This is a genomic window from Bradyrhizobium yuanmingense (genome assembly GCF_029167105.1).
Classification (GTDB): Bacteria; Pseudomonadota; Alphaproteobacteria; order Rhizobiales; family Xanthobacteraceae; genus Bradyrhizobium; species Bradyrhizobium yuanmingense_A.
On record NZ_JARFML010000009.1, the window covers coordinates 1 to 26,183 of the forward strand.

Consider the following 26,183-nt stretch of genomic DNA (forward strand, 5'->3'; position numbering starts at 1 on the left):
CCCCTCCCCGTCCCAGACCGGTTCGCGCGCGCCCAGCCATCCCCCAATGGCTGGGCGCAACTTTTTGGGAAAGCGCGATCAGCTCTGCTGGCCCTGGCGCGACCAGGGCACGCGTGCGGCGGCAAAATCCCGCCAGCTATCCTGCAAGCCCTGCTGCATGCCGATCGATGCCCGCGCCTGCCAGCCGGCGATCGCGGCCGGCGCAATGGCGCTGTCGCGATCTTCAGCGCCGAGCCCGTCGAGCAACGAGGCCGTCACCGCCATGTCGTTGAAGACGCCGAGCTCCTCCTGCAAGCCGGCGAGCCGGCGCGCGAATTTTCGCGCGGACTTGCGATCCTCGTAGAGCGGCAGCAGGAACTCGCTGAGATAGCGCAGCCGCTTGGTGGCGAGCCGCACGCGGTGCAGTTCGTCGACCGTCAGCGACTTGAAGCGGCGGCCGCGCTTGAGCACCTTCGCGTACTGTTCCGACAGGACGCGCTGCGCGAAATTGACGGCGGGCTCGGCGAGCCGGCCGAGATCTTCGGGCGCGACGCCGTTGCGCCAGCCGCGCGTCTCGATCCAACCGCCAAGACCGATCAGGAAGAGCGCGCAACGGCGATCATCGAGCGCGTGGCGGGCGCTGCGATAGGCTTCCGCCTGACGCTGAGCCGCGGCCTGCCCGAGCGCATCGAAGCCTGCGACCGACGGACAGGCTTTTGCGATCGCCGGCAAGGTGGCGAGCTGGAACACGTCCCAGTCGCGCGCGGCGGACAGGCCTTGCGCCAGCCATTTGGCCTCCGAACGCAGCGCCTCGAGGTTGCTGAGCGCGCCGACCGATCGCATCAGGTCGAGCGCGGATCGCAGCCGGCGCAGCGAGACGCGCAGCTGATGCACGCCTTCCGGATTGCGGCCGTCCTCGGCCGCCGGCAGCGATTGCAGCAGGTGAAGGAAGCAGGCGCGCAGGATGGTCGCGAAGGCTTCGTCGAGCGTCACAGCGGGATCGAGACGAAGCTTGCGCGGCCGGCGTGCCGACGGCGGCAGGTCCGCGGCAAGATCGAAGCCGCGCGCGGATTTGCTGCGGATGGACGGCTTCACCGTTCCCTGCTCCGCAAGGCGCAGCGCGATCTCGTAGATCGCGCTCGCGCTGCCGCTCTTCAGCTCCAGCTCGATCTCGCTGACAGGAACCGACCGGTCGCCGGCGGTGAGCTCGCCGCGGTCGAACGCGACCTCGACCGTGCCGGACGGCAGCTCGACGATGCGCGTATGCCGATGCACCTCGGCCGTGAACACCGCTTCGAGCGGCTGCGCTTTGAGTCGCTCGCGAAGCTTCTCCGGAATGAGCGGCATCGCCAAAGCAAGATCGGGCGCAAGGGAAGGCACGCTTGCTTCCCATTCGCCGCGACGCAACGGATCGTCCGCAACCTCGGTCTTCACGGTCTGCAAGAAACGCGTACCGCTCTGGCGGACGCGCAAGCTCAGGCCGGCGCGACAAAGCGTCCGCTCGGGCGTGTCGTAGTAGACGGACTTGAGACGTTTGCGCGTGCCCTTGTTGCGTGCGTTCGCCGCGATCACGGGCGCTGCGCCGAAATGCGCCATGCGATCGGCACCGACGAGCAGCTTGAGCTCGATTTCGGCGGCGGGAGATGCGGGCTGGGTCGGGCTCGGCTCGGGCGTCACGTCCTGCGATGGCGTCTGCTCAAGGGGAGCGCGCTCCTCGACCGTCGCGGGTTCCACGCTGTTTTCCTCGCGTTGCCCCGGGAAGCCGGTGAGGAGCTGCGTTCTCTTGGTGTTCCCAACAGCAGGATTGGCTTCCGGCGCGCCCGGAGTCTTGCGAGCCGGCGCAGCATCTGACTTCAGCATTTGCGGTAACATGACAGTTCAATGACAGGCGACAGGATATAGCCTGTACAGTCCGCGAGGACCAGTCACATCAGATCGCCGCGCGTCATGATTCACACATGCAGCTCGTCACGTATAAGCTGCAGCCGTCAGGGCACGCCCTGTTAAAGCCTGACCAAGACACGCCGACCGATGCCGGTCATTCTGCCGCTTCAAGATTGGCCGGCCTTTCAGCCTCGCCGAGCGGGGAAACCGCCGGGCCGTTGAGCGCGGTGCCATCGGGTGCAAACTGCGATCCGTGACATGGGCAGTCCCAGCACTGTTCGAGTGAGTTCCAGTGCACGACGCAGCCCGAATGGGTGCAGCTCGCCGAATGCAAATGCAAATGTCCGCTTCCGTCCCGGCACGCCGCGATCTTCTTCAGGCCACTTCGGAAGAGGCGCCCCTCGCCGGGCCGCAGATGTTCAGCGCTCGCGATTTCACTTGCGGTGAGATACTCCGCGAAATTCTTGATAGGGGTGATGTTTTCGCTGATGAACTCGCCGATGTTCCTTTGAATCTTCCGTGACGGAGCGTAGACGTCCTCCCAGGCACTTCCGCCGCTGGTAATGAGATCCGCGATCAGCATGCCCGCCACGAGCCCGTTCGTGATCCCCTGCCCGGAGTCGCCGCTGACAACGAATACATGCTCCTCGTCGGGGCTGCGGCCGATGAAGCCGGTGAAATCGACCGGCTCCAGCACCTGACCCGACCACCGATGGGTGACCTCGCGCAAATCCGGCAATCGCTCGCGCGCCCAGCGTTCAAGCGCGTCAAGGCGCTGTGCGCCATCATTCGCCTCACCCGACTTGTGATCTTCGCCGCCGATGATCACGATGTCCTCGTCGGCAGATAACGGGTGGAGGCGGACATAATGATAAGGATCGAGCGTGTCCCAATAAAGCGCATCCTCCACGGCGCCGGCCGCAATCTTCGCGGCGAGTGCATAAGTGCGGTAAGGCGCCTGCTTGGCGTGGATCGCCACCTGAACATTGACGGGCGAGTTGGTCGCAACCACCACGTCGGCGGCGTGAACCTCGTAGCCTGAGGCGGTGGTGACGACCATGCTACCCTGGCGTTGCTGGATGCTCTCGACGCAGGTGTCGGCATAGAGCTGGGCGCCCCGGCGCTGCAGTGCGCTCGCCAGACCGGCGAGATATTTAGTCGGATGCAGGCGCGCCTGGCGCGGAAAGCGCAGCGAACGCGTCTGCCTCCCGTCATGGAACGGTGTCGGCTCAATGCGATTTTCGACGGGGATCTGCAGCTTGCGACAGCAGCCCAATTCACTATCCAGCTCGGATGCGGACGTTTCGGGTGCCTGTACCCAGTAGCCATCGACGCGTTTAAAATCGCAATCGATGTGCTCGGCGCCCTGGATGGCCTCGACGCGATCGATCGCGGTAGCGACGCTCTGATAGTAACGCCGCGCACAGTCCGGGCCGCGGACTCGCACGAACGCATCGTAACCATCATCGAGCGCGGTCGCCAGATGCGCCGTGGTGCGCGCCGTCATCCCGCTGCCGATGCGGCCGCGATCGATCACTGCGACCGAACGTCCATGGCAAGCAAGTTCATATGCGACCGAAAGCCCGGCTATTCCGGAGCCGACCACGGCAACGTCCACGCCGACCGTACGCGACAACACCGGAGCTTCGGCGACAGATACGTCCATCCAGAGGGACCGAGTGTGCTCATCCAATACGTTCATGGCGCTACTCCTCGGAAGAAGAAACCATGCAGCAGAATGACGGTTCCTATGTGCGCTGCCGAACGAAATGCCGATGAGATGGCCGCATTCATTAGGAACCTTCATCGTGCTCGCGCTTGAACCGGCATGAAAAGTCCATCACCGGGGATGCGCAGGGCGCTGCGCCAGGCACGATTGTACGGGCACCTGCTCGTCCGCAACGACAGGCTGTATCACCCGGGCGGCAATCATCCGATCTGCTCGATACAGCTTGCACGAGAGATGGTCAGGTCAGGATGGATGACCAAGCAGGACGGCGAATACGAGATCACGGCAGAGGGGCAGCTTGCCGCCGAAAGCGAACTCGGTCGCTGAGGAGCCGATGCGGCACCGTCCAATTCCCGGCCGGGGAGTCGGGCCTGTTGACTGATCCGGCGATTGCATCATTGACTAGCGGCACGGTCCCCCACCAAGAGCTGCCATGCCATCGTTCCGTCCCGTCATCGCGTTGTCGAGAGGCCTCGAGGTCCTGCGCGTCATCAACCAGGAACGGCAATCGACCGTAGGCTCGCTGCATAAGGCGACGGGCCTCAATAAGGCAACGATCGTCCGCATGCTCGAAACGCTGGAGCATGAAGGATATGTGGTGCGGCGCGCCGAGCCGCCCAGCTATGCCCCGACGGGACGGTCGCTCCTGCTCAGCGCCGGCTACGACGAACCCAATTGGATCGGCGGTATCGCCGAACCGATGCTCAACAAGTTTCGCCAGCAGATTCAGTGGCCCTCGGACGTGGCCGTGCTCGACGAGGAATCCATGGTGATCGCGCACACGACCCGGATCGGCGGCTCGCTGCTGTTCCACCGTCCCCCGGGTTTTCGTTTTCCCGTGCTGGGCACCTCGATGGGGCGCGCCTATTTGGCGTTTTGCGAACCGGCCGAGCAGGAGCGCATCGCGGCGCGCCTTGCCCTCAGCCCGGAGCCCTGGAACGACCTCGCCCGCAATCCCGCCAAACTCACGAAGGTGCTGCGCGCGATCCGGAAAGCCGGATTCGCAGTGATGGACGAGAGCTACAGCCGCCGCATCTTCGGCGGCGCCGTCTGGGCGATCGGCGTTCCCGTCGCTGTTCCGAACCGCCTGTTCGCAAGCATGAACGTGATGATGCTGCGCGAGGCCGTCAGCACCGAGGAAGGTCTCCGGCGCTTCGTGCCTCAGATGAAGAAAGTCGCCTCCGCATTGGCCGAGACGCTCAGCGCCAGGCTTGCTGCGGCAGGCCCGTCCGCGGCCGCCAAGAGCTAGCCATTTCACACAATGAAATGTTGTTTCTATTTGCCTCTGCTCGTGTGACATCTCTGCCCGGCGGCCAAAGGGCGCCCAAAGACGCAACAAAACGGGAGGGGCAAGTGAGGACATTCGTCGCAACGCTGGGCGCTGCAATTGCAAGCCTGGTGCTGGCCACGGCTGACGGGGCTGCGGCCGAAGCCTGGCCGACCAAAGCCATCAAGATCGTCGTCTCGACGCCCGCCGGCGGCATCACCGATGCGTTCGCCCGCGCCTATGGCGATTACATCTCTCAGAAGCTCGGACAGCCGGTCGTCGTCGAAAACAAGACGGGAGCGAGCGGCGCGCTGGCAGCCCAATCGGTCAAGGATTCGCCGGCGGACGGCCATACGCTGATGTACACGATCTCGTCCACGCTGCTCGGAAACCGGCTGCTGCTGAAGTCGCTCGCCTACGATCCGGACAAGGATTTCACGATCGTCGCGATGACGCCATCGGGTCATCTGCCGCTGGTCGTCCATTCCGCCACCGGTGCAAAGTCTATCGAAGATTTCGTCGCCTATGCGCGCCGCAACAAGGTCACGGCCGGCTCGTATGGGATCGGTTCGTTCGCGCACATCGCGATCGCCGAGCTCAACCGCCAATATGGCCTCGACATCTCCATCGTGCATTACCGCGGCGAAGCGCCGATGTGGCAGGACCTGGCGGCCGGCGTCATCCAGGCCGCGACCGGCAGCTACCAAGCCGCGCTTCCGGTCCTTGATACCGGCGTCGGCCGCGCGATCGCTGTTCCGTCACTGGTTCGCATGAAGAAGCTGCCGGACACCAAGACGTTCACCGAGCAGGGGGTCACCGGCAAGGTCTTCCAGCTGACCAGCTTCACGACCCTGGTGGCGCCCGCTGCGACGCCGTCCGACCGGATCGAGCTGCTCGCCAAGCTCATGGTCGAAGGCGGCAAGACCGAGCGTGTCCAGAAGCTGCTGGAGGCCTTCGGGGTCGATGCGCCGGCAATGGACCGCGCATCCTCGGTCGCCCTCTACGAAAAAGAAGGGCCGGTCTGGCTGGAGTCGATCAAGAATCTCGGATTGGAGCCACAATAGCGTCCGGACCCGCCGATCGTGCGCTGGCGACGCGCTTCTCACGCCCCCAGCACGTCCGCCAGCCGCAGTTCGTCGGCGGCGGGATCCTTCAGGAACAGCTCCGCCTCGATCTCGTTCAGGTGCGACAGCATCAAGGCGCCGGCGCGCGCCTTGTCGCGCTTGCGGATCGCGGCGGCGATGCCGGCGTGATGATCGGTGCCGCACGCGGGCGTGTCGTGACGGCGGTAGAGCAGGATGATGAGCGAGGAGCGCGCGATCAGCTCCTTCAGGAAGCCGAGATAGATGCTGTGGCCGCTCATCTCGGCGACGAGACGATGAAACTCGCCGGAGAGCCGCACCGAGGCGCGGGCATCACCGCGCAACTCGGCCTCGCGTTCTTCTGTGAGATGGTGCTGCAGGCGATCGAGCCAGGCCGGCGAGACCGCGTCAATGGCGCGGTCCACGATGCTGGGCTCGATCAGGCGTCGCGCCTCGAACACCTCGCGGGCATCAGCCGGCGTCGGGCGCGCAACGAAAGCGCCGCGATTCTTCTCGATGTTGACGATGCCCTCATGCGCAAGCTGCTGCAGCGCTGAGCGCACCAGCGTCCGGCTCGCGCCGTAGATGTCGCCGATCTCGTCCTCCCCGAGCTTGGTGCCCGGCAGCAGACGATGCTCGAGGATCGCGGCGGTCACACCCTCCCGGATACGGCTGACGCGATCGCTCGCATCTGGCGCATCGGGTTTCTGGCGGGTCTTGGCGGCCATGATTGTGAGGGCTCGATCGACGTACGTTCGGCCTGCAATGTTAGTCGATGAGCTGTATCCAATCACAGGCGAAACTTTATACAATCTTCGCCCGTTTTGTGTGCATCCGGCTGCACAGGTGACGGCCCGACAAATTGGGCCGGAATCGATCTAACGATCTGAGTCCGCTGCACAGTTTGGGAGATTCGCACCGTCGCGGGCTGTTGGCACGGACCTTGCGGAGAGAGGCGGGACGCAACGCCCCTCCTCGGACACGCCATGGCCATTCCCGCCGCTCTCGAACTGGTCGCCGTCACCAAGCGCTACGACGCCACGCTGGCCGTCGACAACGTCAACCTGAAGATCCCAGCCGGCACCTATTGCTGCCTGCTCGGCCCCTCCGGCTGCGGCAAGACCTCGACCCTGCGCATGATCGCAGGTCACGAGGCGGTCAGCGAAGGCGACATTATCCTTGGCGCGCAGAACGTCACCGACCTCGAGCCGGCCAAGCGCGGCACAGCGATGATGTTCCAGTCCTACGCTCTGTTTCCGCACCTCTCCGTGATCGACAACGTCGCCTTCGCCCTGAAGATGCGCGGCATCGACAAGCCGACGCGGCACAAGCGCGCCGGCGAATTGCTCGAGCTGGTCGCGATGAGCCAATATGCAGGCCGACTTCCGGCACAGCTCTCCGGCGGCCAGCAGCAGCGCGTGGCGCTCGCGCGCGCGCTGATCACCGAGCCGCAGATCCTCCTGCTCGACGAGCCGCTCTCGGCGCTCGATCCGTTCCTGCGCGTCAAGATGCGCGGCGAACTGAAGCGGCTGCAGCGCGAACTCGGCATCAGCTTCATCCAGGTCACCCACGGCCAGGAAGAGGCGATGGCCCTCGCCGACCACATCGTGGTGATGAACCACGGCAGGATCGAGCAGCAGGGCACGGCGCGCGACATCTTCCATCGTCCCCGCACCGAATTCGTGGCCCGATTCATCGGCGGCCACAACGTGCTCAGCGACGCCGGCAATCTCATCGCCGTTCGCGCCGATCAGCTCGGCATCGTGCCGTTCGTCGACGGCGCCTTCGGCGCGCCGGCGCTGCTGACCCAGACCGAGTACCAGGGCTCCTACATCGCCGTCTCGCTCACGCTCGACGACGGCACCGCCCTGTTCTCCCACGTTCCCGAGTCCACCTTCGACGTGCATCCGTTCCGTCCGGGCGATCGCGTGCTGGCGACCTGGGATCCCGCCAAGGCGCAACGCCTGCAATAGCACCCTTCACCACGGAAATGCGCAACAGAGGAGTGAGCGAAATGACCGAGACGACCAGGAAGACCGGCGTCAGCCGCCGCACGCTATTGAAGGGCACCGCGGGTCTCGCCGGCCTCGCCGCCGGCTCCGGCGCGATCACCGGCTTTCCTTACGTGAAGTCGGCCGATGCGAAGGTGCTGCGCTATCTCGGCACGGCCGTGAACGAGGGCGACGACATCGCCAAGCAGTGCCTGAAGGACACCGGCATCAAGATCGAATACATCACCGCGACCACCGACGATGTCACCAAGCGCGTGATGACCCAGCCGAATTCCTTCGACGTGCTGGATACCGAATATTTCTCGCTGAAGAAGCTCGTTCCGTCGGGCAACATCCTTGCGCTCGACGCCAAGAAGATCAAGGAGTTCGGCAACATCACGCCTGTCTTCACCAAGGGCGAGACGCCCGGCGGCAAGAAGATCGGCGGCCAGGGCACCGCGCCCTGGAAGGTGCTCTATCTGGAAGGCAAGGACTCCAAGAAGTTCGCGACGTCGGCGACCGAATTCGTCACGCTGATCCCGACCGTCTACAATGCCGACACGCTCGGCATCCGCCCCGACCTGATCAAGCGCCCGATCAGCACCTGGGCCGAGCTGCTCAATCCCGAGTTCAAGGGCAAGGCTTCGATCCTCAACATCCCCTCGATCGGCATCATGGATGCCGCGATGGTCGTGGAAGCCTCCGGCAAGTACAAATATGCCGACAAGGGCAACATGACCAAGGAAGAGATCGATCTCACCATGAAGGTGATGACCGAGGCCAAGAAGGCCGGCCAGTTCCGCGCCTTCTGGAAGGACTTCAACGAGAGCGTCAACCTGATGGCCTCAGGCGAGACCGTGATTCAGTCGATGTGGTCGCCGGCGGTGACCAAGGTGCGCTCGATGGGCATCCCCTGCACCTTCCAGCCGCTGAAGGAAGGCTACCGGTCCTGGGCTTCCGGCTTCTGCGTGTCCAAGGGCGTCTCGGGTGCCAAGCTCGAATGGGCCTATGAATTCGTGAACTGGTTCCTGTCGGGCTTTGCCGGCGCCTATCTCAACCGCCAGGGCTATTACTCCGCCGTGCTCTCCACCGCGAAAGCCCACATGGAGCCCTACGAATGGGCCTACTGGATGGAAGGCAAGCCGGCCGAGAAGGACATCAAGGCGCCCGACGGCTCGCTGCTTGAAAAGGCCGGCGCGGTGCGTGACGGCGGCTCCTACGAAGATCGCATGGGCGGGGTGGCGTGCTGGAACGCCGTGATGGACGAGAACGACTACATGGTCCGCAAGTGGAACGAGTTCATCGCGGCGTAACGGACATGTCGGAAGAAGTCCTGCAACAGGCTACCCCGGGCTTGATCCCGGGGTCGGGCACAGCGCGCGCCGCAAAGCCGACGCGCCTGTCACCGTCCTTCATCTCCTGGCTCCAGGCCGGGCCGATGATGCTTGTGTTTCTCGCGTTCTTCCTCATTCCGCTCGTCTTCGTCGTCATCGTCTCGTTCTGGGACTACAACGAATACCAGCTGCTGCCGGCTTTCTCCGGCCGCGGCTACACCGACACGTTCGAAGGCTGCATCGCGCAGCTCCCTGAACTCTGCACCATCGCCAAGACCTATCTGAAGACGCTGAAGCTCTGCTTCCTGGTCTGGGCCATCACCCTTTTCCTCGGCTTCTGGGTCGCCTACTTCCTCGCCTTCCACGTCAAGTCCAAGACCTGGCAGATGGGCTTGTCGCTGCTCTGCACGATCCCGTTCTGGACCTCCAATGTGATCCGCATGATCGCCTGGATTCCGCTGCTCGGGCGCAACGGCCTCGTGAACTCCGGCCTGATGAAGACGGGGCTGATCAACCATCCGATCGAATGGCTGCTGTTCTCCGAATTCTCCGTGGTGCTGGCACTGGTGCACCTCTTCACCTTCTTCATGGTGGTGCCGATCTTCAACTCGATGGTGCGCATCGACAAGTCGCTGATCGAGGCCGCCTATGATGCCGGCGCCAGCGGTTTCCAGACCCTCGTCAACGTCATCATTCCGTTGGCCAAGCCCGGCATCGTGATCGGCTCGATCTTCGTCATCACCATCGTGATGGGCGACTTCATCACCATCGGCGTGATGGGCGGCCAGCAGATCGCCGCCGCCGGCAAGATCATCGAGACGCGGGTCAACGCGCTGCAATTCCCCGCCGCCGCGGCCAATGCCGTGATCCTGCTCGCGATCACCTTCCTGATCATCACCATGATGTCGCGCATCGTCGACATCAAGAAGGAGCTCTAGAGCATGAAGGAAGGACGCCCGCGCTCGTTCTACGTGCTCGCGATCTTCTTCGCGGCCTATGTGCTGTTTCTCTATGGGCCGATGATCGCGATCTACGTGCTGTCGTTCCAGGGGCCGCAGGGCGGCCTCACCTTCCCGATGAACGGCGTATCGACCTTCTGGATCGCGAAATTGTTCCAGGGCACCGGCATCGTCGATCTCGGCGCCGCCTTCCGCCGCTCGCTGCTGCTCGGCATCGTCGTGATGATCGTCACCGTCGTGCTATCGGTCGCCGCCGGCATGGCGTTCCGGCGCAAGTTCAAGGCGCAGAGCATCCTGTTCTACTCGGCGATCGCCAGCCTCATCGTGCCCTCGATCATCACCTCGCTCGGCATCTCGCTCGAGTTCCGCATCATCGACGACCTGATCAAGGCGCATTGGAACGAGAATTTCGAGACCTCGATGGGCCTGCTGACGTCCGGGCTCGGCGCGCACCTGACCTGGACGCTGCCGTTCGGGCTGCTCATCATGTTCGCGATCTTCAACCGCTTCGATCCGCGGCTGGAAGAGGCCGCGCGCGATCTCGGCGCGACACCGTGGCAAACCTTTCGTCATGTCGTGCTGCCGATCATCCTGCCCTCGGTGATCGGCATCGGCCTGTTCGGCTTCACGCTGTCCTGGGACGAGCTCGCACGCTCCAGCCAGGCGATCGGCGCGGTGAACACGTTGCCGCTGGATCTTCAAGGCCTCACCACCACCGTGACCAACCCCGACATCTACGCGCTCGGCACCGTGATCTCGGCGGTCTCGTTCACGGTCATCGCGCTTGCGCTCGGCACCATTCACGTGCTCAACAAGCGGCAGGCGGCCAAGGGCTCGGACGCCGGCAAGGGACTCGTCTGAGATAAGGACTCGTCTGTTCCGATGCGGCTTCACGTCGTCAATCCCAACACAACAGCGTCGATGACGGCGAAGATCGCCGCTGCCGCGCGCAGCGTTGCCCTCGCCGACACCGTGATCGATGCGCGTCAGCCGGTGATGGGCCCGGTCTCGATCGAGGGATTTTACGACGAAGCTTTCGCGGTGCCCGGCATGCTCGGCTGCATCCGCGAGGCCGATCGCGACGGCGCGGACGCACACATCATCGCCTGCTTCGACGACACCGGCCTGGATGCCGCGCGTGCCGCCGCCAAAGCGCCGGTGATCGGCATCGGCGAGGCCGGCTTCCACCTCGCGAGCCTGATCGCGGCGCGCTTTGCCGTGGTGACCACGCTCGGCGTCTCCATCGTGCCGCTCGAGCACAATCTGCGCAAGTACGGCCTGGCCGAACGCTGCGCCCGCGTCCGTGCCGCCGAGGTCCCGGTGCTGGCGCTGGAAGAGCGCAACATTGATGCGCTCGGCAAGATCTCGGCGGAGATCACCGCCGCCGTCCGTGACGACCGCGCCGAGGCCATCGTGCTCGGCTGCGCCGGCATGGCCGATCTCGCAGGCGAGCTCGCCGCCGCGCACGGCCTACCCGTGGTCGACGGCGTCGCGGCCGCGGTGACGCTGGCGGAATCACTGGTGCGGCTTGGACTGAAGACCTCCCGGCTCGGGCCCTATGCGGCACCGCGCACGAAAAGCTATTCCGGGCCGTTCTCGCAATTTCAGCCTTGATCCCTGCCCCCTGCGCGGCGCTCCCGGGCTGCAAGGGCCGCTGATCACTGGTTTTTTGCCGATCAGCCTCTTTTTGGTCCCATTCCTTGCCGAAACGTAAGGCTTTCGGGACGCCCCGGTGGCCCCTCTGGGTTGCCGGTCTTCGCCACTCACCAAGTTTCAATTTGGGTTTTGTCAGCGATGATCGATCTCGCCCAGGACACGCCGTCCAACACCCTCCTTCGCCTTGGCGCACAGCCGATCGCGCTGACTGCTGCAGCCCTCCTGTTGCTGATCGCGGGCGTGACGTCGATCGCAATCTGGCGGGCCTATACCGGCGCCGCCCCCGAGAGCGACCGGGTGGTTGCCTCGCGGCAGCTTCAGGCCCGCACCGCCCAGGCCTCCGAGCAGCTGGTCGAGAAGACCAAGGGGCTGGAGGCGACCCAGCAGGAATCGATCGACCAGCTCCAAGTGGTGCAGGACCAGCTTCAGACGATGAAGCGGCTGCTGGCGGCGCAACAGGCCGACACCAAGCGCCTGTCGGAGCAGGTCACGGCCTTGAACGAATCCATCGACGGCTTGCGGCAGTCCTCTGCCAGCGCACGGGCGACCGAAGTCGAGACTCCATCGGTTACCCGCAGGAAACCGGCGCGGCACCGCCAGGCCAGCGCACGCAAGCGCTCGGGCGGCTGAGCCGGTCACGGTGCGGGAACTTTATTTTCGCCACTTGTGAACTGGATCACATTCGCCGGTATGATTCCGCGCGATGCTCGCCGTTACCGGATGGCGTGAGCCGATTTCAATATCCGGGGCTGGCAAGGTCGTTGACGGTATACTGCGTCAACGACCTTGTTTTTTAACAGCTATTCCGCCTCACTCGCAGACGTCGACTTGGCGGTAGCGCCATCCCGACGGGGTCATGACGCGCTTGCGCACCACGTAGCAACCGCCATAACCGTCGTTGTAGCCGGCGCCATAATAGGTGGGGCCGCCGTAATAGGGGTAGCCGTAGCCGTAATAACCGCCGTAGTAGCCGGCGCCGGCGAGACCTACCCCGATCCCGACCCCTGGCCAGAAGCCGCCGCCATGCCAATGACGGTGCCCCCAGCCATGGAAGCCGCTACCATGGAAGCCACCGCCGTGAAAGCCTCCACCACGTCCGAAACCGCCGCCCGCCTCGGCCTTTTGTGGCGCCGACAGCCCGACCGCCGCCACGGCCAGCGCCGTCATCATCATCCTGCGTAACATCACTCGATCCTCCGCGTGGAGGTTGCTCCACGCTTCAAAGCAGGACCAAGCTACCGTCAGTCGGTCATTCGTGACAGCCACGCTGTCTCACTTCCGCGCGAGCATCGGCGGCAGATGCTCTTCATTGTCCTACCTTGCCGGTCCGCTACGCAGCAGCGCCCATCCCTGACCCGAGATCCTCGACCATGGTCACGAAGATATGCGAATCCTCTCCGGCGCCGCCGATTTGAAGGCGCCGCCACGACACCTTGCGCCGGCCGCGGATCGGGTTGTTGATCGTATCGGTGATAGGCTCGAGTTGCTGCTGCTGGGCGAGCAGCTGCTTGTCGCGCTGCTCGATCAGATCGGCGGTTTCCTTGGAAAACAGTTCGCGCGCAGTCTTGCCGACGATTTCGGCGCGCGACATGCCGATCTGCTTTTCGGCAGCCTTGTTGATGAACAGATAGCGCAGGTTGCGCGCATCCTTGGCGATGATACCTTCGGTTACGTTTTCGACGACGATGGCGAGCAGGCGCTCCATGCGCTCGTGCATGCGCTCGCGCTGACGCTGTTCGGTGATGTCCTCCTGCACCGACACCCAGCCGCCGCCGTCCATCGGGCGCTCGTAGATCTTGATGACGCGGCCGTCGTTCAAGGCAAGCTCGTAGGCCGTCGGTTCGCGCCTGGCGATCCGGTCGAGAACCGCCGCGACATATTTCGCGACGTCGCCGCTGAACAATCCGCTCTTGACCCTGTGCTCGAGGATCTCCTCCAGGGTCGATCCGGTCTGGATCGTCTCCGGCAGATCGTACATCTTCCGGTAATTGGCGTTCATCGCGACCACATTGGCCTTGCCGTCGAGCATGATCAGCCCCTGCGGCATGTTGTTGATCGCCGCCGAAAGCTGCCACTTCTTGGCCTGATACTTGTCGTTGAACTTGTCGCGCTCGGTCATCGCCGCGTCGCGCGCCTGCGCGGTGCCGAGCTCGAGCTCCTCGAGCTCGAAGATGCGCGCCACCGCGTCACGGAAATTCTGTACCGCGCGCGCAAGGCGCCCGATCTCGTCGTGACGGTGCAGATGCGGCACCTCGCTCTTGACGTCGCCCTGCGCGATCCGGTCGGTCGCCTGCGTGATATCGGCGAGCGCGCCGACCACGGAGTTCCGCATGACGACGACGTTCAGCGCCGCGAGCATCAGCGCCACGAGCCCCAGCGCGAACAGATAGGCGGCGGCGTAGCGATGATTGTCGGCGAGTTCATCGGCCTCGCTGGCGCGCTGCTCGTAGATCCGTTCGAGCGCTTCGAGATCGCTGTTGAGCTTGCTGCGCAGGGTGCGGTTGGCGTCGTTGTCGCCCCACTCGCGGGCCGCGGCGGGGCTGATCTCTACACCGCGCCGCACCAGCTCGTTGCGGAAGTCGATGAACTGCTGAATGCGCAGGCGGAAGGACGAGAACAGCTCGGCGTCGTCGTCGCGCACCGTGCGCTCCATGCTCTTCACGGCCTCGGCGAGCTCGCGGTTGCGCCGCACCAGCCCGTCCGCGAACTGCTTCATCGCGGCACGATCGGCGGACATGTAGATGCCGCGCGATTCCATCACGACGGCGTAGATCAGGGCGTTGATGCGCCCGACGCCGACCGCTGCGTCGGCGGAGGTGGCATGCAGGTGGCGATACGTCGTCTGCAAGCGCACCGACTGGACCGACATCACGAGCAGGAAGGTGGTGACGATCGCCAGGAAGGCGGCGATGCTGTAGACCTTCTCCGCGACCGTCAGCGTATCGGCGCCGCGTATGAAACGGACCAATTTCTTCAAAAATTTGGTTCCAGCACCGAGGCCGGATTCCAGCGCCGCAGCTCCCATGGCGCCGCTCCTCCTGGTTGAAAACGCTGGATGATAAGCGTGATCGCGCTAGCAGAGGATTAAAGCGCCAACCTGTACTTTTACGGTATGGATCCGTTCGCCCGGCTGGAGCGAAGCGCGGCCGGGCGAGCCGGTCAGCCGATCCGCTTCAGGCCCTGCTTGAAGCGCGGACCGTTGGCCACATAGAACCGGGCCGCGCTCCCCATCTTCTGCACCTGGGCGTCGTCGAGCGTGCGGATCACGCGGGCCGGCGAGCCGATGATCAGCGAGCGTTCGGGGAACTCCTTGCCCTCGGTGATGACGGAGCCCGCGCCGACGATGCTGTTGCGGCCGATCTTTGCGCCGTTCATCACGATCGAGCCCATGCCGATCAGCGCGCCCTCCTCGATGGTGCAGCCGTGCAGGATGACGTTGTGGCCGACCGTGCAGTTCCTGCCGATGACGAGCGGAAAGCCGAGATCGGTGTGGCAGGTCGAGCCGTCCTGCACGTTGGCGCCCTCGCCGATCTCGATCCACTCATTGTCGCCGCGCAGCACCGCGCCGAACCAGACGCTCGCGCCCGGCTTCAGGCGAACCCGGCCGATCACGGTCGCGGTCTCGGCGATGAAATAATTGCCGTCGGCGGGAAGGTCGGGCGCCTGCCCGTCGAGCTCGTAGATGGCCATGGCTGTCTCCTGTCGCGTTGACGACTGGCATAGCCAAACGGCAGCCGCGACGCAAAGGGCCGGCCGCGCTCAAAGCGCGCGGGATCAGACCAGAAGGCCGGCGGCGCGCAGCGTCATCAGGAAGAAGGTGCCGCTCATCATGCTCCAAAAGGCGGCGATGACGGTTGCCATCATCACGAACTCGATGCGGCGGCTCTCCACCCGCACGCCGCGCAGCGTGTTGCGCATGATGATGAAGGGCGCCGCGAACACCAGGAATGGAACCGCCGCGAAGGTTTTCGGGGCCACGCCGTCCTGCAGCAGGCCGAAGCCGGCGGGCCGCTGCGCCAGCGCCTGGTATCCGCTCACGAGCGCGCCCGCGAGCGCGAAACCGATGCCGATCGAGAAGAAGGTGTTGAGAGCTTCAGGTGTCATCGGAAGTGCTCCGCCCTTACGCAACGCGCGTGCCTTCCTGTGACAAGGAGAGCGCGTTAACGCTACATTATCCTTAAGGAAAGGTTAACGCGGCCGGCCGCCCCGTGCAGGGCCGTCCCCGATCCCGGCAGCCGGGAACGCTGCGCGAAACCGCCGTCGCATGGCATATTCGCCGCTGATTCGTCGGCCATCGGCCGACCTCCGGTCGACCTCGCAATTCATGACATTGTTCTCGGCAGCTCCCCTCAGGTCCCCCCGCACGCGCACCCGGGCGCATGTCGTGCCGATCGTGCTCGGGGGCGCGGCTGCGGTCGCTGCGGTCGCTCTCGTCGCCTATCTGCTGTGGCCGACCTGGGGCAGCCGGGGCGCCAACGCGCCGGACAAGTTGCCGGTGAGCGTCGGCGGCACCTTGTTCAACCTGCCGGTGACCGCGATCCGGATGAAGATCCAGCGGCACTCGGGGCCCCAGGAGCGCATCGATCTCGACTTCCTCTATCCGTCGCTGGAGCCGCCGGGCGCGCCCAAGCACGTCACCTCCGACACGGCGGAAGCGGCCCTGCAGTCGATCGACCGCATCTTCCTGTCGATCGCGGCCCATCACGATGCGCTCTCGCCCGAGCAGCGCACGGCCACGATCTATCCGCGCTATCTCGACCAGGCCGCGCCAAGCCCAGCGGACGGCCTGACGATGCGGATGTTCCGAACCGACACGCCCTACGGCAGCGAGGACCTCTATTCGGCTGCGAGCCCCGCGCTCACCGCGCGCTGCACACGCGATGCCGCCACACCCGGCATGTGCCTCTCCGAGCGCCGCGTCGGCGGCGCCGACCTCACCTTCCGCTTTCCACGAAGCTGGCTGGCGCAATGGCGGGAGGTGGCGGAGGCGATGGACAGACTGACGGTGCAGCTGCGCGGGCCGCGGGGCTGAACGCGGCCCGCTTGCTGGACGGCTGGAGCCTTCAAAACAAAAAGTCGAAAACAACCCCATGCACAGTAGCCAAGCGTGGGCAGCATCGAACCGTTTCGTATTTTTCGAATAACGATTGACCTGTCGGGGCAAAACAGGGCATGATGCCGTGATGCGGTGGCCGACTCCTGAGGAAGTCGGGCCTCCTCACCTGGCACCGGGGTTGCCCGGATGGCCGCATGGATGTGTGATTGATATCACTGATCGTAGAATTGCATTTGGCCATCCTGCGAATAATCTGACGCTATTGCATTCGGGGGCAGGAATGCGGCTTCGGCTGTTTGTTTTTTTGATTGTCACGACTTGGCTTGGGATCGGCTCTGCGCTGGCCGAGAAGCGCGTCGCGCTCGTCATGGGCAACTCGGCCTACAAGAACGTGGCGCGGCTGGCGAACCCCGCGAACGATGCCGCACTGGTCGGCGGCATGTTCAGGAAGGCCGGGTTCGAGACCGTCGACATCAAGCTCGACCTGACCGTCGTCGACATGCGCAAGGCGTTGCGCGAATTCGGCAGCAAGGCGCGCGAGGCCGACGTCGCGGTGATCTACTACGCCGGCCACGGCATCGAGCTTGATGGCACCAATTATCTGATCCCGACGGACGCAACGCTTGAGACCGATACCGACGTTCTCGACGAGGCGTTCCCGCTCGACAGGGTGCTGTTTGCCATCGAGCCGGCAAAGCAGCTGCGCCTCGTCATCCTCGATGCCTGCCGCGACAATCCGTTCGCCAAGACGATGAAGCGTACCGTTGCCTCGCGTGCCATCGGCCGCGGGCTCGCCAAGGTCGAGCCCACCAGCCCGAACACCATGATCGCCTTCGCGGCCAAGGCGGGCTCGACCGCCTCGGATGGCGATGCGAAGAACAGCCCGTTTGCCACCGCTCTGGTCGAGCGCCTGCCGACGCCGGGGCTCGACCTGGGCAAGGCCTTTCGATTCGTTCGCGATGATGTGCTCAAGACCACCGGCAACAAGCAGGAGCCGTTTGTCTATGGCTCGCTCGGCGGTGACGATTTGGCCCTGGTTCCGGCCAAGCCGGTCGCGGCCGGGCCGCAAGCGAATCCCCAGGATGCAGTTCGCCGCGATTATGAGCTGGCGTTGCAGGCGGGGGATCGCGACGCGTGGCAAGCGTTCCTCCAAGCCTATCCCGAGGGTTTTTACGCGAACCTTGCGCGGGTGCAATTGAAGAAGATCGGGGCCGAAGATGCCCGCGCCATCGCCGCAGAGAAAGCCAAGCAGGCTGAAGACGAGAAGGCGCGGCTCGTGGCAGATCGCGCCAAGAAGGCTGAGCAGGACAAGGCTTCAGCTGCCGCGAAGGCTGCCGAAGATGCCCGCATTGCGGCCGAAAAGGCCAAGCAGATCGAGGAGGCCAAGGCCGCCGCCGCCGAGCAGCGCAGGAAGGAGGCCGAAGCCGCCGTCGCCAAGGCCCTGGCCGACAAGCAGGCTGCCGAAAAGGTGATGGCCGAGAAGATTGCAAACGACAAGGCAGCTGCCGAGCTAGCCGCCAAAGAGAAGGCTCAGCGCGACGCTGAGCAGAAGGTCGCGGCCCTGGCCCCTGCTCAATCGGCGCCCAGCCTGTCGCCGCAGGAGACGGCCAAACTCGTGCAGTCAGAACTCCGTCGAGTCGGATGCCTCGCGAGCAATGCGGACGGCGACTGGAATGCGACCTCGCAGCGTTCGCTCACCCTCTTCAACAAATATGCCGGCACGAAGTTCGACGCCAAATTCGCGAGCTTCGAAGCGCTCGATGCCATCAAGGCCAAGCCGGGGCGCGTCTGCCCGCTCGTGTGCAATCACGGCTTCAAGGCGAACGGCGATACTTGCGTGAAGATCACCTGCCGCGCCGGCTACCGCGTCAACGACGACAATGAGTGCGAGAAGGTGCAGGACAAGAAGCCGGTCGCGACCCGCGAGGATGCCAATAAGCGAGACAATGAAAGGAAGAAGGTCGAAACCACACCCGCGAAGCCGCAAGCGACGGGTCAGATCTATTGCAACTCTGTCGGTTGTCGTCCAGTTCGTTCGGGCTGCCGGCTCGAAAATGCAGGGAGGGGAAGCGGAATAGGTGGTAGTTCGCTCATTGAAGTCTGCAACTAAGAAGCCGCCGGCCACGGGGGAGGATGCTTGCAGCCAAACGGTTGTCGGCAGGTGGGGCCCGATTGTGGACTTGAGGTGAGGTCAATTGGGAGGACCAGCCTCGTCGGTGCTGGTAACGCTGAAATCTGTAATTGAGCACGTAAAGCTGATCAGGATGCCGCGCCAGCAATGCTCGCGCCGATCGCGCGTGTTGCCGTAAGAAGCCCAAACAAAACTATCGACGCTTGATCGTACCCTGACCGGAATGATGCGGCAGCTCGTACGCCATGACGACCCGCGTCTTACCGAGATATTCGAGCTCCTCCACCGCCTGCCAGCCGCGGGAAGCATAATAGCCCGGCAACGTACCAGACGTGTAGAGATATAGTTGTCGATAGCCCAGCTCCGCAGTGCGAGCTAGGGCGGCATCAATGAGCGCGCTTCCGACACCTCGACTCCGCTCGCCAGCGGGCACAAACAGCTGCGCCATCCACGGCGACAGCGCAGGGCGCATCGTCATCTCGCTGGCGAGCAGATTGACCGAGCCAAGGAGCGTCGTGCCACCCCGGGCAACCAGAACTTGCGGCAATTGGCGCGAACGAGCTGCGCGGCAAAGAAACTGCTCATAGTCCGCGACCGAGTCGTAGCCTGTCAGCGGCCCCCAGAACGCGAATTGAAGCGCGGCGATCGTCTTCGACAGGCCCGACTCCTCGGTCAGGCGGGCAATTTCAAAAGACGCTTGCATCGATATCGATGGTGATGATTTCCAGTTAGATGGCATCAGTCTAGTTGCGGGTGACGGTATCCCCTACTCACACATTGTGCCGATCACACCGTTCCCACCGGCTGAGGACCGGGCGTCGTCGTGCAAGCCGACCTCGTCGAGGCGGAGGGTATCACTGCCGCTGGTGCCAGGGCGCGGCTACGCGTTCTCACGAAGAAATAGATCTCGAGACGGGTCTATACGAAGGTCCGACGCCATGCGCCCGCCAAAGTCGGCGCGCTCACTCCCGCCCCTTCTGCGCCCGATACAGGCTCGGCGTCGTCCCAACCGCCTTGCGGAAGGCGCGGTTGAAGTTGGCCTGCGAGGAAAATCCTGCGGCAAAAGCGATATCGACCAGGGGGCGATCACTGGTGGACAAGAGCCGCATGGCGAGATCAAGACGCTGACGGCTGACATATTCATGCGGCGCAGCTCCAGTCGCGGCCTTGAAGCTGCGGGAGAAATGCGCCGGGCTCATGCACGCCACCGACGCCAGATCCTTGACCGTGAATTCGCGCTCGACGGATGCTTCGATGAACTCCGTTACGCGCGACAGCCTCTTGGCATCGAGCGGCCGTTGGCTTGCGTTGATTTGCCGAAGCCTGACCGCCGTGGCCGAGTAGGTGTGCACGAGATGAGCCGATAACGCGCGCCCGAGGCTTTCGATCAGGAGCCGCCCGGTGGAACTCTCCTGTTCGAGCTCCTTCAGGATCCGGTCAGCGACATGCTCGATGAACATGTCTCGATCGATGGCCTCGTAGCGGATCGAGATTCCCGACGGATCGATGTCGAGATCCCGGAGCATGGTGTCGTCGAAAGGCTTGCCGGGAAGAAAGAGATGCAGGCATTCCTGCATCTGGTTCTCGACCCGGATGAAATCCTCGCGGATGCCGGCCGGACAGAGCCACACGGTGCCTTTTCGGCCGAAGGTGCGCTGCCGCGTGCCTGCGCCTTCGCGATCGACAACCGAGTTGCCGCGCAGCAGGATGGCGATCTCGGTGTCGCGCGGCAATTGCGGCGGCAGATCCCCCGGCTCATGGCTCCATCGCTCGGCAAGGAGGTTCCCCCACCGCCGGTCGTTGGACGTCTGGAGCATTCTGCCGGTCACATATTTATCGACAGAATTGCCAAGCATACCCATCGGGAATCTCCGCCAGATCACGCGATGTGTGGGTAGAAAGGTATTGCCGGGTCCAGCAATAACCATGCCAGAGATCCGCCCAGCCGTCCATCAGCCCAGAGCAGTCCAGGACAACAACACCGCACGTTTTGAAAAGCCAGGCCGCGCCCGGCCGCCGCATGCTTCGACGTCTTGAATCAGGAAGCGGAGAGATCCATGGCCCGGACCACGGTCATCGGCGCGTGCCCCCACGATTGCCCGGACACCTGTTCCATCCTGACCACGGTCGAGGACGGCAAAGCCATCGCGGTCCGCGGCAATCCCGACCATCCGTTCACGCGCGGACGGCTCTGCGTCAAGGTCAACAACTATGAGGAGCGCGTCTACAGCGACAAGCGCGTTCTGTATCCGCTGAAGCGGGTCGGCCCGAAAGGTTCCAGGCAGTTTCAACGGATCTCCTGGGATGAGGCCCTGGAGACCATCGCGGCGCGCTGGACATCTGTCATCGCCGAGCACGGCGCGCAGGCGATCCTGCCCTACAGCTATCTGGGCACGCAGGGCATCATCAACGGGCTCAACGTCGGCGATCCCCTCTTCAACAAGCTCGGCGCGACCGTCCTGGAGCGCACGTTTTGCGACTCCGCGTCGTGCACGGCCTACATGATGACGATCGGACACACGCCCGGCGTCGACCCCGAGAGCTTCGTGCATTCGAAATACATCATCCTGTGGGCCTGCAATACGCTGAGCACGAACTCGCATCACTGGCCGTTCATCGAGCAGGCGAAGAAGGCCGGCGCCAAGCTGGTGGTGATCGATCCCGTCCGCACCCGCACCGCGCGCCTCGCCGACTGGCATATTCCGATCCGGCCCGGCACCGACGCTGCGCTCGCGCTGGCGATGATCCACGTCATCATCAAGGAGAACCTGGTCGATCGCGACTACGTCGACAAATACACCGTCGGCTACGACGAGCTGGCGGAACGGGCGTCGGCTTACACGCCCGAATTCGCCTCGCAGGAAACCGGCATACCCGCCGGCGACATCATCAAGCTGGCACGGGAATTTGCCACGACGCCACCGGCCGTCGTGCGGATCGGCGTGGCGGTCGAGCGGCACGCCGGCGGCGGCCAGACCGTGCGCGCGATCGCCTGCCTGCCGGGGCTGATCGGAGCCTGGAAGCATGTCGGCGGCGGCCTGCTCCAACTGCCGATCTGGGCATTCCCGGTTCGATGGGACGTTCTGATGCGTCCCGATCTGCAGCCGGAGAAGATGCGCGTGCTCAATTCGTGGCGCCTTGGAGCTGCGCTGACGGGCGAGCTCGGCTTCGACCCGCCGATCAAGGCGCTGTTCGTCTACAACGCCAACCCGATGGCGATGGTCACCGAGCAGGGCAAGCTCGAAAAGGGGCTCGAACGCGAGGACCTCTTCACCGTCGTCAGTGAGCATTTCCTGACCGACACCGCCAGATATGCCGACATCGTCCTGCCCGCGACCACGCAGCTCGAGCAGAAGGACATCATGTTCTCCTGGGGACATCTTTACCTGTCCTACAACAACCAGGCGATCGCGCCGCTCGGCGAAGCCGTCTCCAACTCCGAGCTGTTCCGCCGCCTTGCGCGCGCGATGGGCGTCACGGATCCATCCTTCTTCCGCAGCGACGACGAGATCATCGAGGGCTCACTAGACTGGAGCAACCCGGTCCTTCAGGGCATCACGCTGGATGATGTCAAGGCCAAGGGCTATGTGCGTCTCAACATGCCGGCGCCGGCGGACTGGGCGCCGCATCGCGAGGGCAATTTTCCGACGGCGTCCGGAAAGTGCGAGTTCAAGTCGACGATCGCCGGCGGCGGCAACTTCGTGGTGCCGCTGTTCCGCCAGGGCTACAACGGCGACCAGGATGGCACGCCGGTCGATCCCCTGCCCCACTACATCCCGCCGAACGAGAACGCGCGCACCGCGCCCGCGCTCGCGACGCGATACCCACTCAGCCTGATCTCGCCCAAGAGCCACGCCTTCCTCAATTCCAACTACGGCAACCTGCCGGCGCAGACCGCGCAGGCCGGCGAGGAGCAGGCGGTGCTGCTCAACCCGGATGATGCGGCCACGCGCGGGATCGTCGCAGGTGCGCCGATCCGCGTGTTCAACGATCGTGGATCGTTCGAAGCGTTCGCGACCGTTTCGCCCGACATCATGCCGGGCGTCGTGGTGGCACCGTCCGGCTACTGGCAGCGGTCCAACCGCAGAGGCGCGACGGTTCATGCGTTGACGCCGCCTGCGTTCGCCGACCTCGGCCGCGCGCCGACATTCTCCGACATCCTCGTGCAAGTCAGCGGGGCCTGACGATGACCTATGTGGTCACCGACAATTGCCGCGGCTGCCGCTACACCGAATGCGTCAGCGTCTGCCCGGTGGAGTGCTTTCACGTCGACGACGCCATGACCTATATCGACCCGGAAAACTGCATCGACTGCGGCGGCTGCGCACCGGCCTGCCCGGTCGGCGCGATCGAGCCGGATTATCGCCTGGCCGCAGACAAGAAGTACTGGATCGACGTCAATCGGAAACGCGCGGCTGAGACTCCCGTGATCAGTGCGCGTCTGGCGCCGCTGCCGGGCGCCGACCAGCGCAAGCTGGCACTGGGCCGATGACGGCTTCTCCTGCGAACGAGCTGCGCATCGCCGTCATCGGCAGCGGACCGAGCGGCTTCTACACGACCGAAGCCCTGTTGCGCTCGGGCGCGCCGGTGACTGTCGACATGTTCGAACGACTGCCCGTGCCGTACGGGCTAGTACGGTTCGGCGTTGCCCCCGACCATCCGAAGCTCAAGCAGGTCACGTTGGCCTTCGACCGTATCGCCGGCCTGCCCGGGTTCCGGTTCTTCGGCGGCATCACGGTCGGAGACGACGTCACGATCGACGAGCTGCGCAAGGCGTACGACGCCGTTGTGCTCGCGACGGGGGCCGAATTGAGCCGGGTCCTCGGCATTCCCGGCGAGGCATTGCCGGGGTGCCACAGCGCCGGCGATTTCGTCGCGTGGTATAACGGGCATCCGCAATTTGCAGATATTCGGTTCGATCTTGACCATGAGACCGCGATCGTCGTCGGCCATGGCAATGTCGCCCTCGACGTGGCGCGCATCCTCGCCAAAACTGCGGACGAGCTGCGCCAGACCGACATTGCGCGCCATGCGCTCGAGGTTCTGGCAGAGAGCCGGATTCGCGAAATCCAGGTCATCGGCCGCGGCGGACCGGCGCAGGCCAAGTTCAGCGCAAAGGAATTGCGTGACTTTCTCGAGCTCGGCGCATGCGAGACATTGGTCGACATGCGCAACCTCACCCCCGATGAATTCGAGCCGCAACGCAATCCGGAACTGACCGAAAAGCTGGCGTTGCTGCGCGCCTTCTCGCAAGCCACCACGACGAAACAGCGGCGCTGCGTCTTCCGCTTTGGTCTGTCACCGTCCGCGATCGGGGGCCGAGGCCGCCTGGAGACGATCTCGTTCAAGCATGGATCGGGCGCGATCGAGGACATCGCATGCGGCCTCGCTTTCAGCAGCGTCGGCCGGAAGACCGCGCCTATGGCCGGTGTGCCCTACGACGTGCATCGCGGCGTGCATGCCAATGTCGACGGACGTGTCGCAGCCGACCGTGCGGTGATCGAAGGCCTCTATGTCTGCGGATGGAGCAAGCGCGGGCCGAACGGCACGATCGGCACCAATCGCGGCTGCGGGATCGCGACCGCAGAGGCCGTGCTGGCGGACATCGCCCAGCGACGGCCTCGCTCGGACACACCCGAGGCGCTGCTCGCGCGCCTGAACGGCCGCGTTGCGCGCATCGTGAGCTATCCGGACTGGGGCATGATCGACGCGGCCGAGAAACGCAGGGGAGCCGCGCTCGGTAAGCCGCGGGAGAAATTCGTCACGATCCCCGACATGCTCGCAGCAATGGGTGCGTAACGGAGAAGTAGCTACTCCTGATCGACCAGATCGTCCTCGAGGATCGCCATCTGGAACTGGAACGAACGATCGTCATCCTCGTCGTCGACGAAGAGCACGCCGATGAATTCCTCGCCGATATAGACTTCGGCAGAATCGTCCTTCTTGGGCCGCGGCACGACGCGGATCTTGGGATTGCCGAATACGCGCTTCAGATACGCATCTAACTTTCTGACTTCTTTGACGTCCACGGCAAGTCTCCGATCGAAAATGGTCGGCGGGTTTTAGGACGAGATGCAGCGAACCGCCAGCACGAATTGTCAAAGAATTTGGGGAGGAAAAGGGCCGGAAAATCCGGCCCTTCGCAGCATCAAGGGCCCGCTCAGAGCCCCATTGCGTTGATCATCTGGTCCATGGTGCGCGACGGCTCGGCGCAGCCGGCCTCGCCGACGATCTTGGCCGGCACGCCCGCGACCGTGACGTTATGCGGCACCGGCTTGACCACAACGGAGCCTGCGGCGATGCGCGCGCAATGGCCGATCTCGATATTGCCGAGGATCTTTGCACCGGCGCCGATCAGCACGCCGTGGCGGATCTTCGGATGACGATCCTCGTTCTCCTTGCCGGTACCGCCGAGCGTGACGCCGTGCAGGATCGAGACGTCGTCCTCGATCACAGCCGTCTCGCCGCAGACGAAGCCGGTGGCGTGGTCGAGGAAGATGCCGCGGCCGATGCGCGCGGCGGGATTGATGTCGGTCTGGAACACCGCCGACGACCGGCTCTGAAGGTAATAGGCGAAATCCTTGCGGCCCTTCAGATAGAGCCAGTGCGCGAGGCGATGGGTCTGGATGGCGTGAAAGCCCTTGAAGTAGAGCAAGGGATCGATGAAGCGCGAGGTCGCGGGATCGCGGTCGTAGACGGCGACGAGGTCGGCGCGGAAGGCGTTGCCGAGATCGGGGTCGTCGCGCAGCGCCTCGATATAGGCCTGGCGCACGAGGTCGCCCGACAGCGCGGAATGATCGAGCCGGTCGGCGACGCGGTGGACCACCGAATCCTCCAGCCGGCCGTGATGCAGCACCGCCGAATAGATGAAGGTCGCAAGCTCCGGCTCGCGGCGGACGATGTCCTCCGCTTCGCTGCGGATCCGGTCCCAGATCGGATCGAGCGATGCGAGCTTTCCTCCCGGATTGACCTGATGCACTGCCATGAATTTTGCTCTCTCGAATGGGCGTCTTTTGCTCTCTGTATAGCACAGTCTAGGCGACTAAGTCCTGACGGGCTTGCCTGAGAGTGAACAGCACCTTGCCCCAGAGGGCATCACAAGGCCTTGAAACATA

The 26,183-nt window shown here is 64.2% G+C and carries 25 protein-coding genes; 14 read left to right on the forward strand and 11 right to left on the reverse strand.

What is annotated here, in order from left to right; all coding sequences use genetic code 11:
* Window positions 1-78 precede the first annotated feature (78 nt).
* Window positions 79-1,839: a CYTH and CHAD domain-containing protein gene (locus P0R31_RS13405; RefSeq protein ID WP_275514483.1), complete on the reverse strand. Its 1,761-nt coding sequence runs from the start codon at window positions 1,837-1,839 to the stop codon at window positions 79-81.
* 178 nt (window positions 1,840-2,017) lie between these two features.
* A complete protein-coding gene (locus P0R31_RS13410) occupies window positions 2,018-3,565 on the reverse strand; it encodes an FAD-dependent oxidoreductase (protein ID WP_275514484.1) in 1,548 nt (515 codons plus the stop codon).
* A gap of 126 nt (window positions 3,566-3,691) precedes the next feature.
* Between P0R31_RS13410 and P0R31_RS13415 the strand changes: the two genes are divergently transcribed.
* The 3 genes from P0R31_RS13415 to P0R31_RS13425 all read left to right on the forward strand — a co-directional run bounded on the left by P0R31_RS13415 (window position 3,692) and on the right by P0R31_RS13425 (window position 5,923).
* The gene (locus P0R31_RS13415) at window positions 3,692-3,919 is read left to right on the forward strand and encodes a hypothetical protein (RefSeq protein ID WP_275514485.1); all 228 of its coding nucleotides are present in this window, start codon (window positions 3,692-3,694) and stop codon (window positions 3,917-3,919) included.
* Window positions 3,920-4,025: 106 nt separating this feature from the next.
* Window positions 4,026-4,841: a helix-turn-helix domain-containing protein gene (locus P0R31_RS13420; protein WP_275514486.1), complete on the forward strand. Its 816-nt coding sequence runs from the start codon at window positions 4,026-4,028 to the stop codon at window positions 4,839-4,841.
* A 104-nt stretch (window positions 4,842-4,945) separates the two neighbouring features.
* Window positions 4,946-5,923, forward strand: coding sequence for a Bug family tripartite tricarboxylate transporter substrate binding protein (locus P0R31_RS13425; RefSeq protein ID WP_275514487.1), 978 nt, complete (start codon window positions 4,946-4,948; stop codon window positions 5,921-5,923).
* 38 nt (window positions 5,924-5,961) lie between these two features.
* Here the strand turns inward: P0R31_RS13425 and P0R31_RS13430 are convergent, their stop codons facing one another.
* Window positions 5,962-6,669 carry a GntR family transcriptional regulator gene (locus P0R31_RS13430; protein WP_036029681.1) on the reverse strand — a complete coding sequence of 236 codons (708 nt, stop codon included), beginning with the start codon at window positions 6,667-6,669 and terminating at the stop codon, window positions 5,962-5,964.
* 258 nt (window positions 6,670-6,927) lie between these two features.
* Here P0R31_RS13430 and P0R31_RS13435 point away from each other — a divergent pair, with 258 nt between their 5' ends.
* The 6 genes from P0R31_RS13435 (at window position 6,928) to P0R31_RS13460 (ending at window position 12,511) form a co-directional block, all read left to right on the forward strand.
* On the forward strand, window positions 6,928-7,914 hold the full coding sequence (locus P0R31_RS13435; protein ID WP_275514488.1) for an ABC transporter ATP-binding protein: 987 nt from the start codon (window positions 6,928-6,930) through the stop codon (window positions 7,912-7,914).
* 41 nt (window positions 7,915-7,955) lie between these two features.
* Entirely contained in the window at window positions 7,956-9,245 is a 1,290-nt protein-coding gene (locus P0R31_RS13440) for an ABC transporter substrate-binding protein (RefSeq protein ID WP_036044006.1), read from the forward strand.
* A gap of 5 nt (window positions 9,246-9,250) precedes the next feature.
* A complete protein-coding gene (locus tag P0R31_RS13445; protein WP_275514489.1) occupies window positions 9,251-10,204 on the forward strand; it encodes an ABC transporter permease in 954 nt (317 codons plus the stop codon).
* A gap of 3 nt (window positions 10,205-10,207) precedes the next feature.
* The gene (locus P0R31_RS13450; protein ID WP_275514490.1) at window positions 10,208-11,086 is read left to right on the forward strand and encodes an ABC transporter permease; all 879 of its coding nucleotides are present in this window, start codon (window positions 10,208-10,210) and stop codon (window positions 11,084-11,086) included.
* A gap of 21 nt (window positions 11,087-11,107) precedes the next feature.
* On the forward strand, window positions 11,108-11,839 hold the full coding sequence (locus P0R31_RS13455; protein WP_275514491.1) for an aspartate/glutamate racemase family protein: 732 nt from the start codon (window positions 11,108-11,110) through the stop codon (window positions 11,837-11,839).
* 180 nt (window positions 11,840-12,019) lie between these two features.
* Window positions 12,020-12,511, forward strand: a complete 492-nt coding sequence (locus P0R31_RS13460; RefSeq protein ID WP_275514492.1) for a hypothetical protein — start codon at window positions 12,020-12,022, stop codon at window positions 12,509-12,511.
* 180 nt (window positions 12,512-12,691) lie between these two features.
* Here P0R31_RS13460 and P0R31_RS13465 read toward each other — a convergent pair whose 3' ends face one another.
* The 4 genes from P0R31_RS13465 to P0R31_RS13480 form a co-directional block, all read right to left on the reverse strand.
* Window positions 12,692-13,066, reverse strand: coding sequence for a hypothetical protein (locus P0R31_RS13465; protein ID WP_275514493.1), 375 nt, complete (start codon window positions 13,064-13,066; stop codon window positions 12,692-12,694).
* A gap of 145 nt (window positions 13,067-13,211) precedes the next feature.
* Window positions 13,212-14,906, reverse strand: coding sequence for a PAS-domain containing protein (locus P0R31_RS13470; RefSeq protein WP_275514494.1), 1,695 nt, complete (start codon window positions 14,904-14,906; stop codon window positions 13,212-13,214).
* Between the two features lie 134 nt (window positions 14,907-15,040).
* Complete coding sequence (locus P0R31_RS13475) at window positions 15,041-15,571, reverse strand: gamma carbonic anhydrase family protein (protein ID WP_260379792.1); 531 nt, start codon at window positions 15,569-15,571, stop codon at window positions 15,041-15,043.
* 84 nt (window positions 15,572-15,655) lie between these two features.
* Window positions 15,656-15,985, reverse strand: a complete 330-nt coding sequence (locus P0R31_RS13480; protein WP_275514495.1) for a DUF6949 family protein — start codon at window positions 15,983-15,985, stop codon at window positions 15,656-15,658.
* Between the two features lie 220 nt (window positions 15,986-16,205).
* Between P0R31_RS13480 and P0R31_RS13485 the strand changes: the two genes are divergently transcribed.
* The gene (locus P0R31_RS13485; RefSeq protein WP_275514685.1) at window positions 16,206-16,913 is read left to right on the forward strand and encodes a hypothetical protein; all 708 of its coding nucleotides are present in this window, start codon (window positions 16,206-16,208) and stop codon (window positions 16,911-16,913) included.
* Between the two features lie 304 nt (window positions 16,914-17,217).
* On the forward strand, window positions 17,218-19,047 hold the full coding sequence (locus P0R31_RS13490; RefSeq protein ID WP_275514496.1) for a caspase family protein: 1,830 nt from the start codon (window positions 17,218-17,220) through the stop codon (window positions 19,045-19,047).
* Between the two features lie 214 nt (window positions 19,048-19,261).
* Here the strand turns inward: P0R31_RS13490 and P0R31_RS13495 are convergent, their stop codons facing one another.
* Window positions 19,262-19,771 carry a GNAT family N-acetyltransferase gene (locus P0R31_RS13495; protein WP_275514497.1) on the reverse strand — a complete coding sequence of 170 codons (510 nt, stop codon included), beginning with the start codon at window positions 19,769-19,771 and terminating at the stop codon, window positions 19,262-19,264.
* Between the two features lie 259 nt (window positions 19,772-20,030).
* Entirely contained in the window at window positions 20,031-20,885 is an 855-nt protein-coding gene (locus P0R31_RS13500; protein ID WP_275514498.1) for an AraC family transcriptional regulator, read from the reverse strand.
* Between the two features lie 240 nt (window positions 20,886-21,125).
* Between P0R31_RS13500 and P0R31_RS13505 the strand changes: the two genes are divergently transcribed.
* The 3 genes from P0R31_RS13505 to P0R31_RS13515 are packed head-to-tail and all read left to right on the forward strand — an operon-like array spanning window position 21,126 to window position 24,867.
* Window positions 21,126-23,252, forward strand: coding sequence for a molybdopterin-containing oxidoreductase family protein (locus P0R31_RS13505; RefSeq protein ID WP_275514499.1), 2,127 nt, complete (start codon window positions 21,126-21,128; stop codon window positions 23,250-23,252).
* A gap of 2 nt (window positions 23,253-23,254) precedes the next feature.
* Window positions 23,255-23,560 carry a ferredoxin family protein gene (locus tag P0R31_RS13510; RefSeq protein ID WP_275514500.1) on the forward strand — a complete coding sequence of 102 codons (306 nt, stop codon included), beginning with the start codon at window positions 23,255-23,257 and terminating at the stop codon, window positions 23,558-23,560.
* Complete coding sequence (locus P0R31_RS13515; protein WP_275514501.1) at window positions 23,557-24,867, forward strand: FAD-dependent oxidoreductase; 1,311 nt, start codon at window positions 23,557-23,559, stop codon at window positions 24,865-24,867. The genes P0R31_RS13510 and P0R31_RS13515 overlap by 4 nt, the downstream gene beginning before the upstream one ends.
* Window positions 24,868-24,878: 11 nt before the next feature.
* Here P0R31_RS13515 and P0R31_RS13520 read toward each other — a convergent pair whose 3' ends face one another.
* Window positions 24,879-25,097 (reverse strand): DUF3126 family protein, encoded by a 219-nt coding sequence (locus P0R31_RS13520; RefSeq protein ID WP_007602550.1) that lies wholly within the window; start codon window positions 25,095-25,097, stop codon window positions 24,879-24,881.
* A 131-nt stretch (window positions 25,098-25,228) separates the two neighbouring features.
* Window positions 25,229-26,053, reverse strand: a complete 825-nt coding sequence (gene cysE, locus P0R31_RS13525) for a serine O-acetyltransferase (protein ID WP_145640657.1) — start codon at window positions 26,051-26,053, stop codon at window positions 25,229-25,231.
* Window positions 26,054-26,183: the final 130 nt, after the last annotated feature.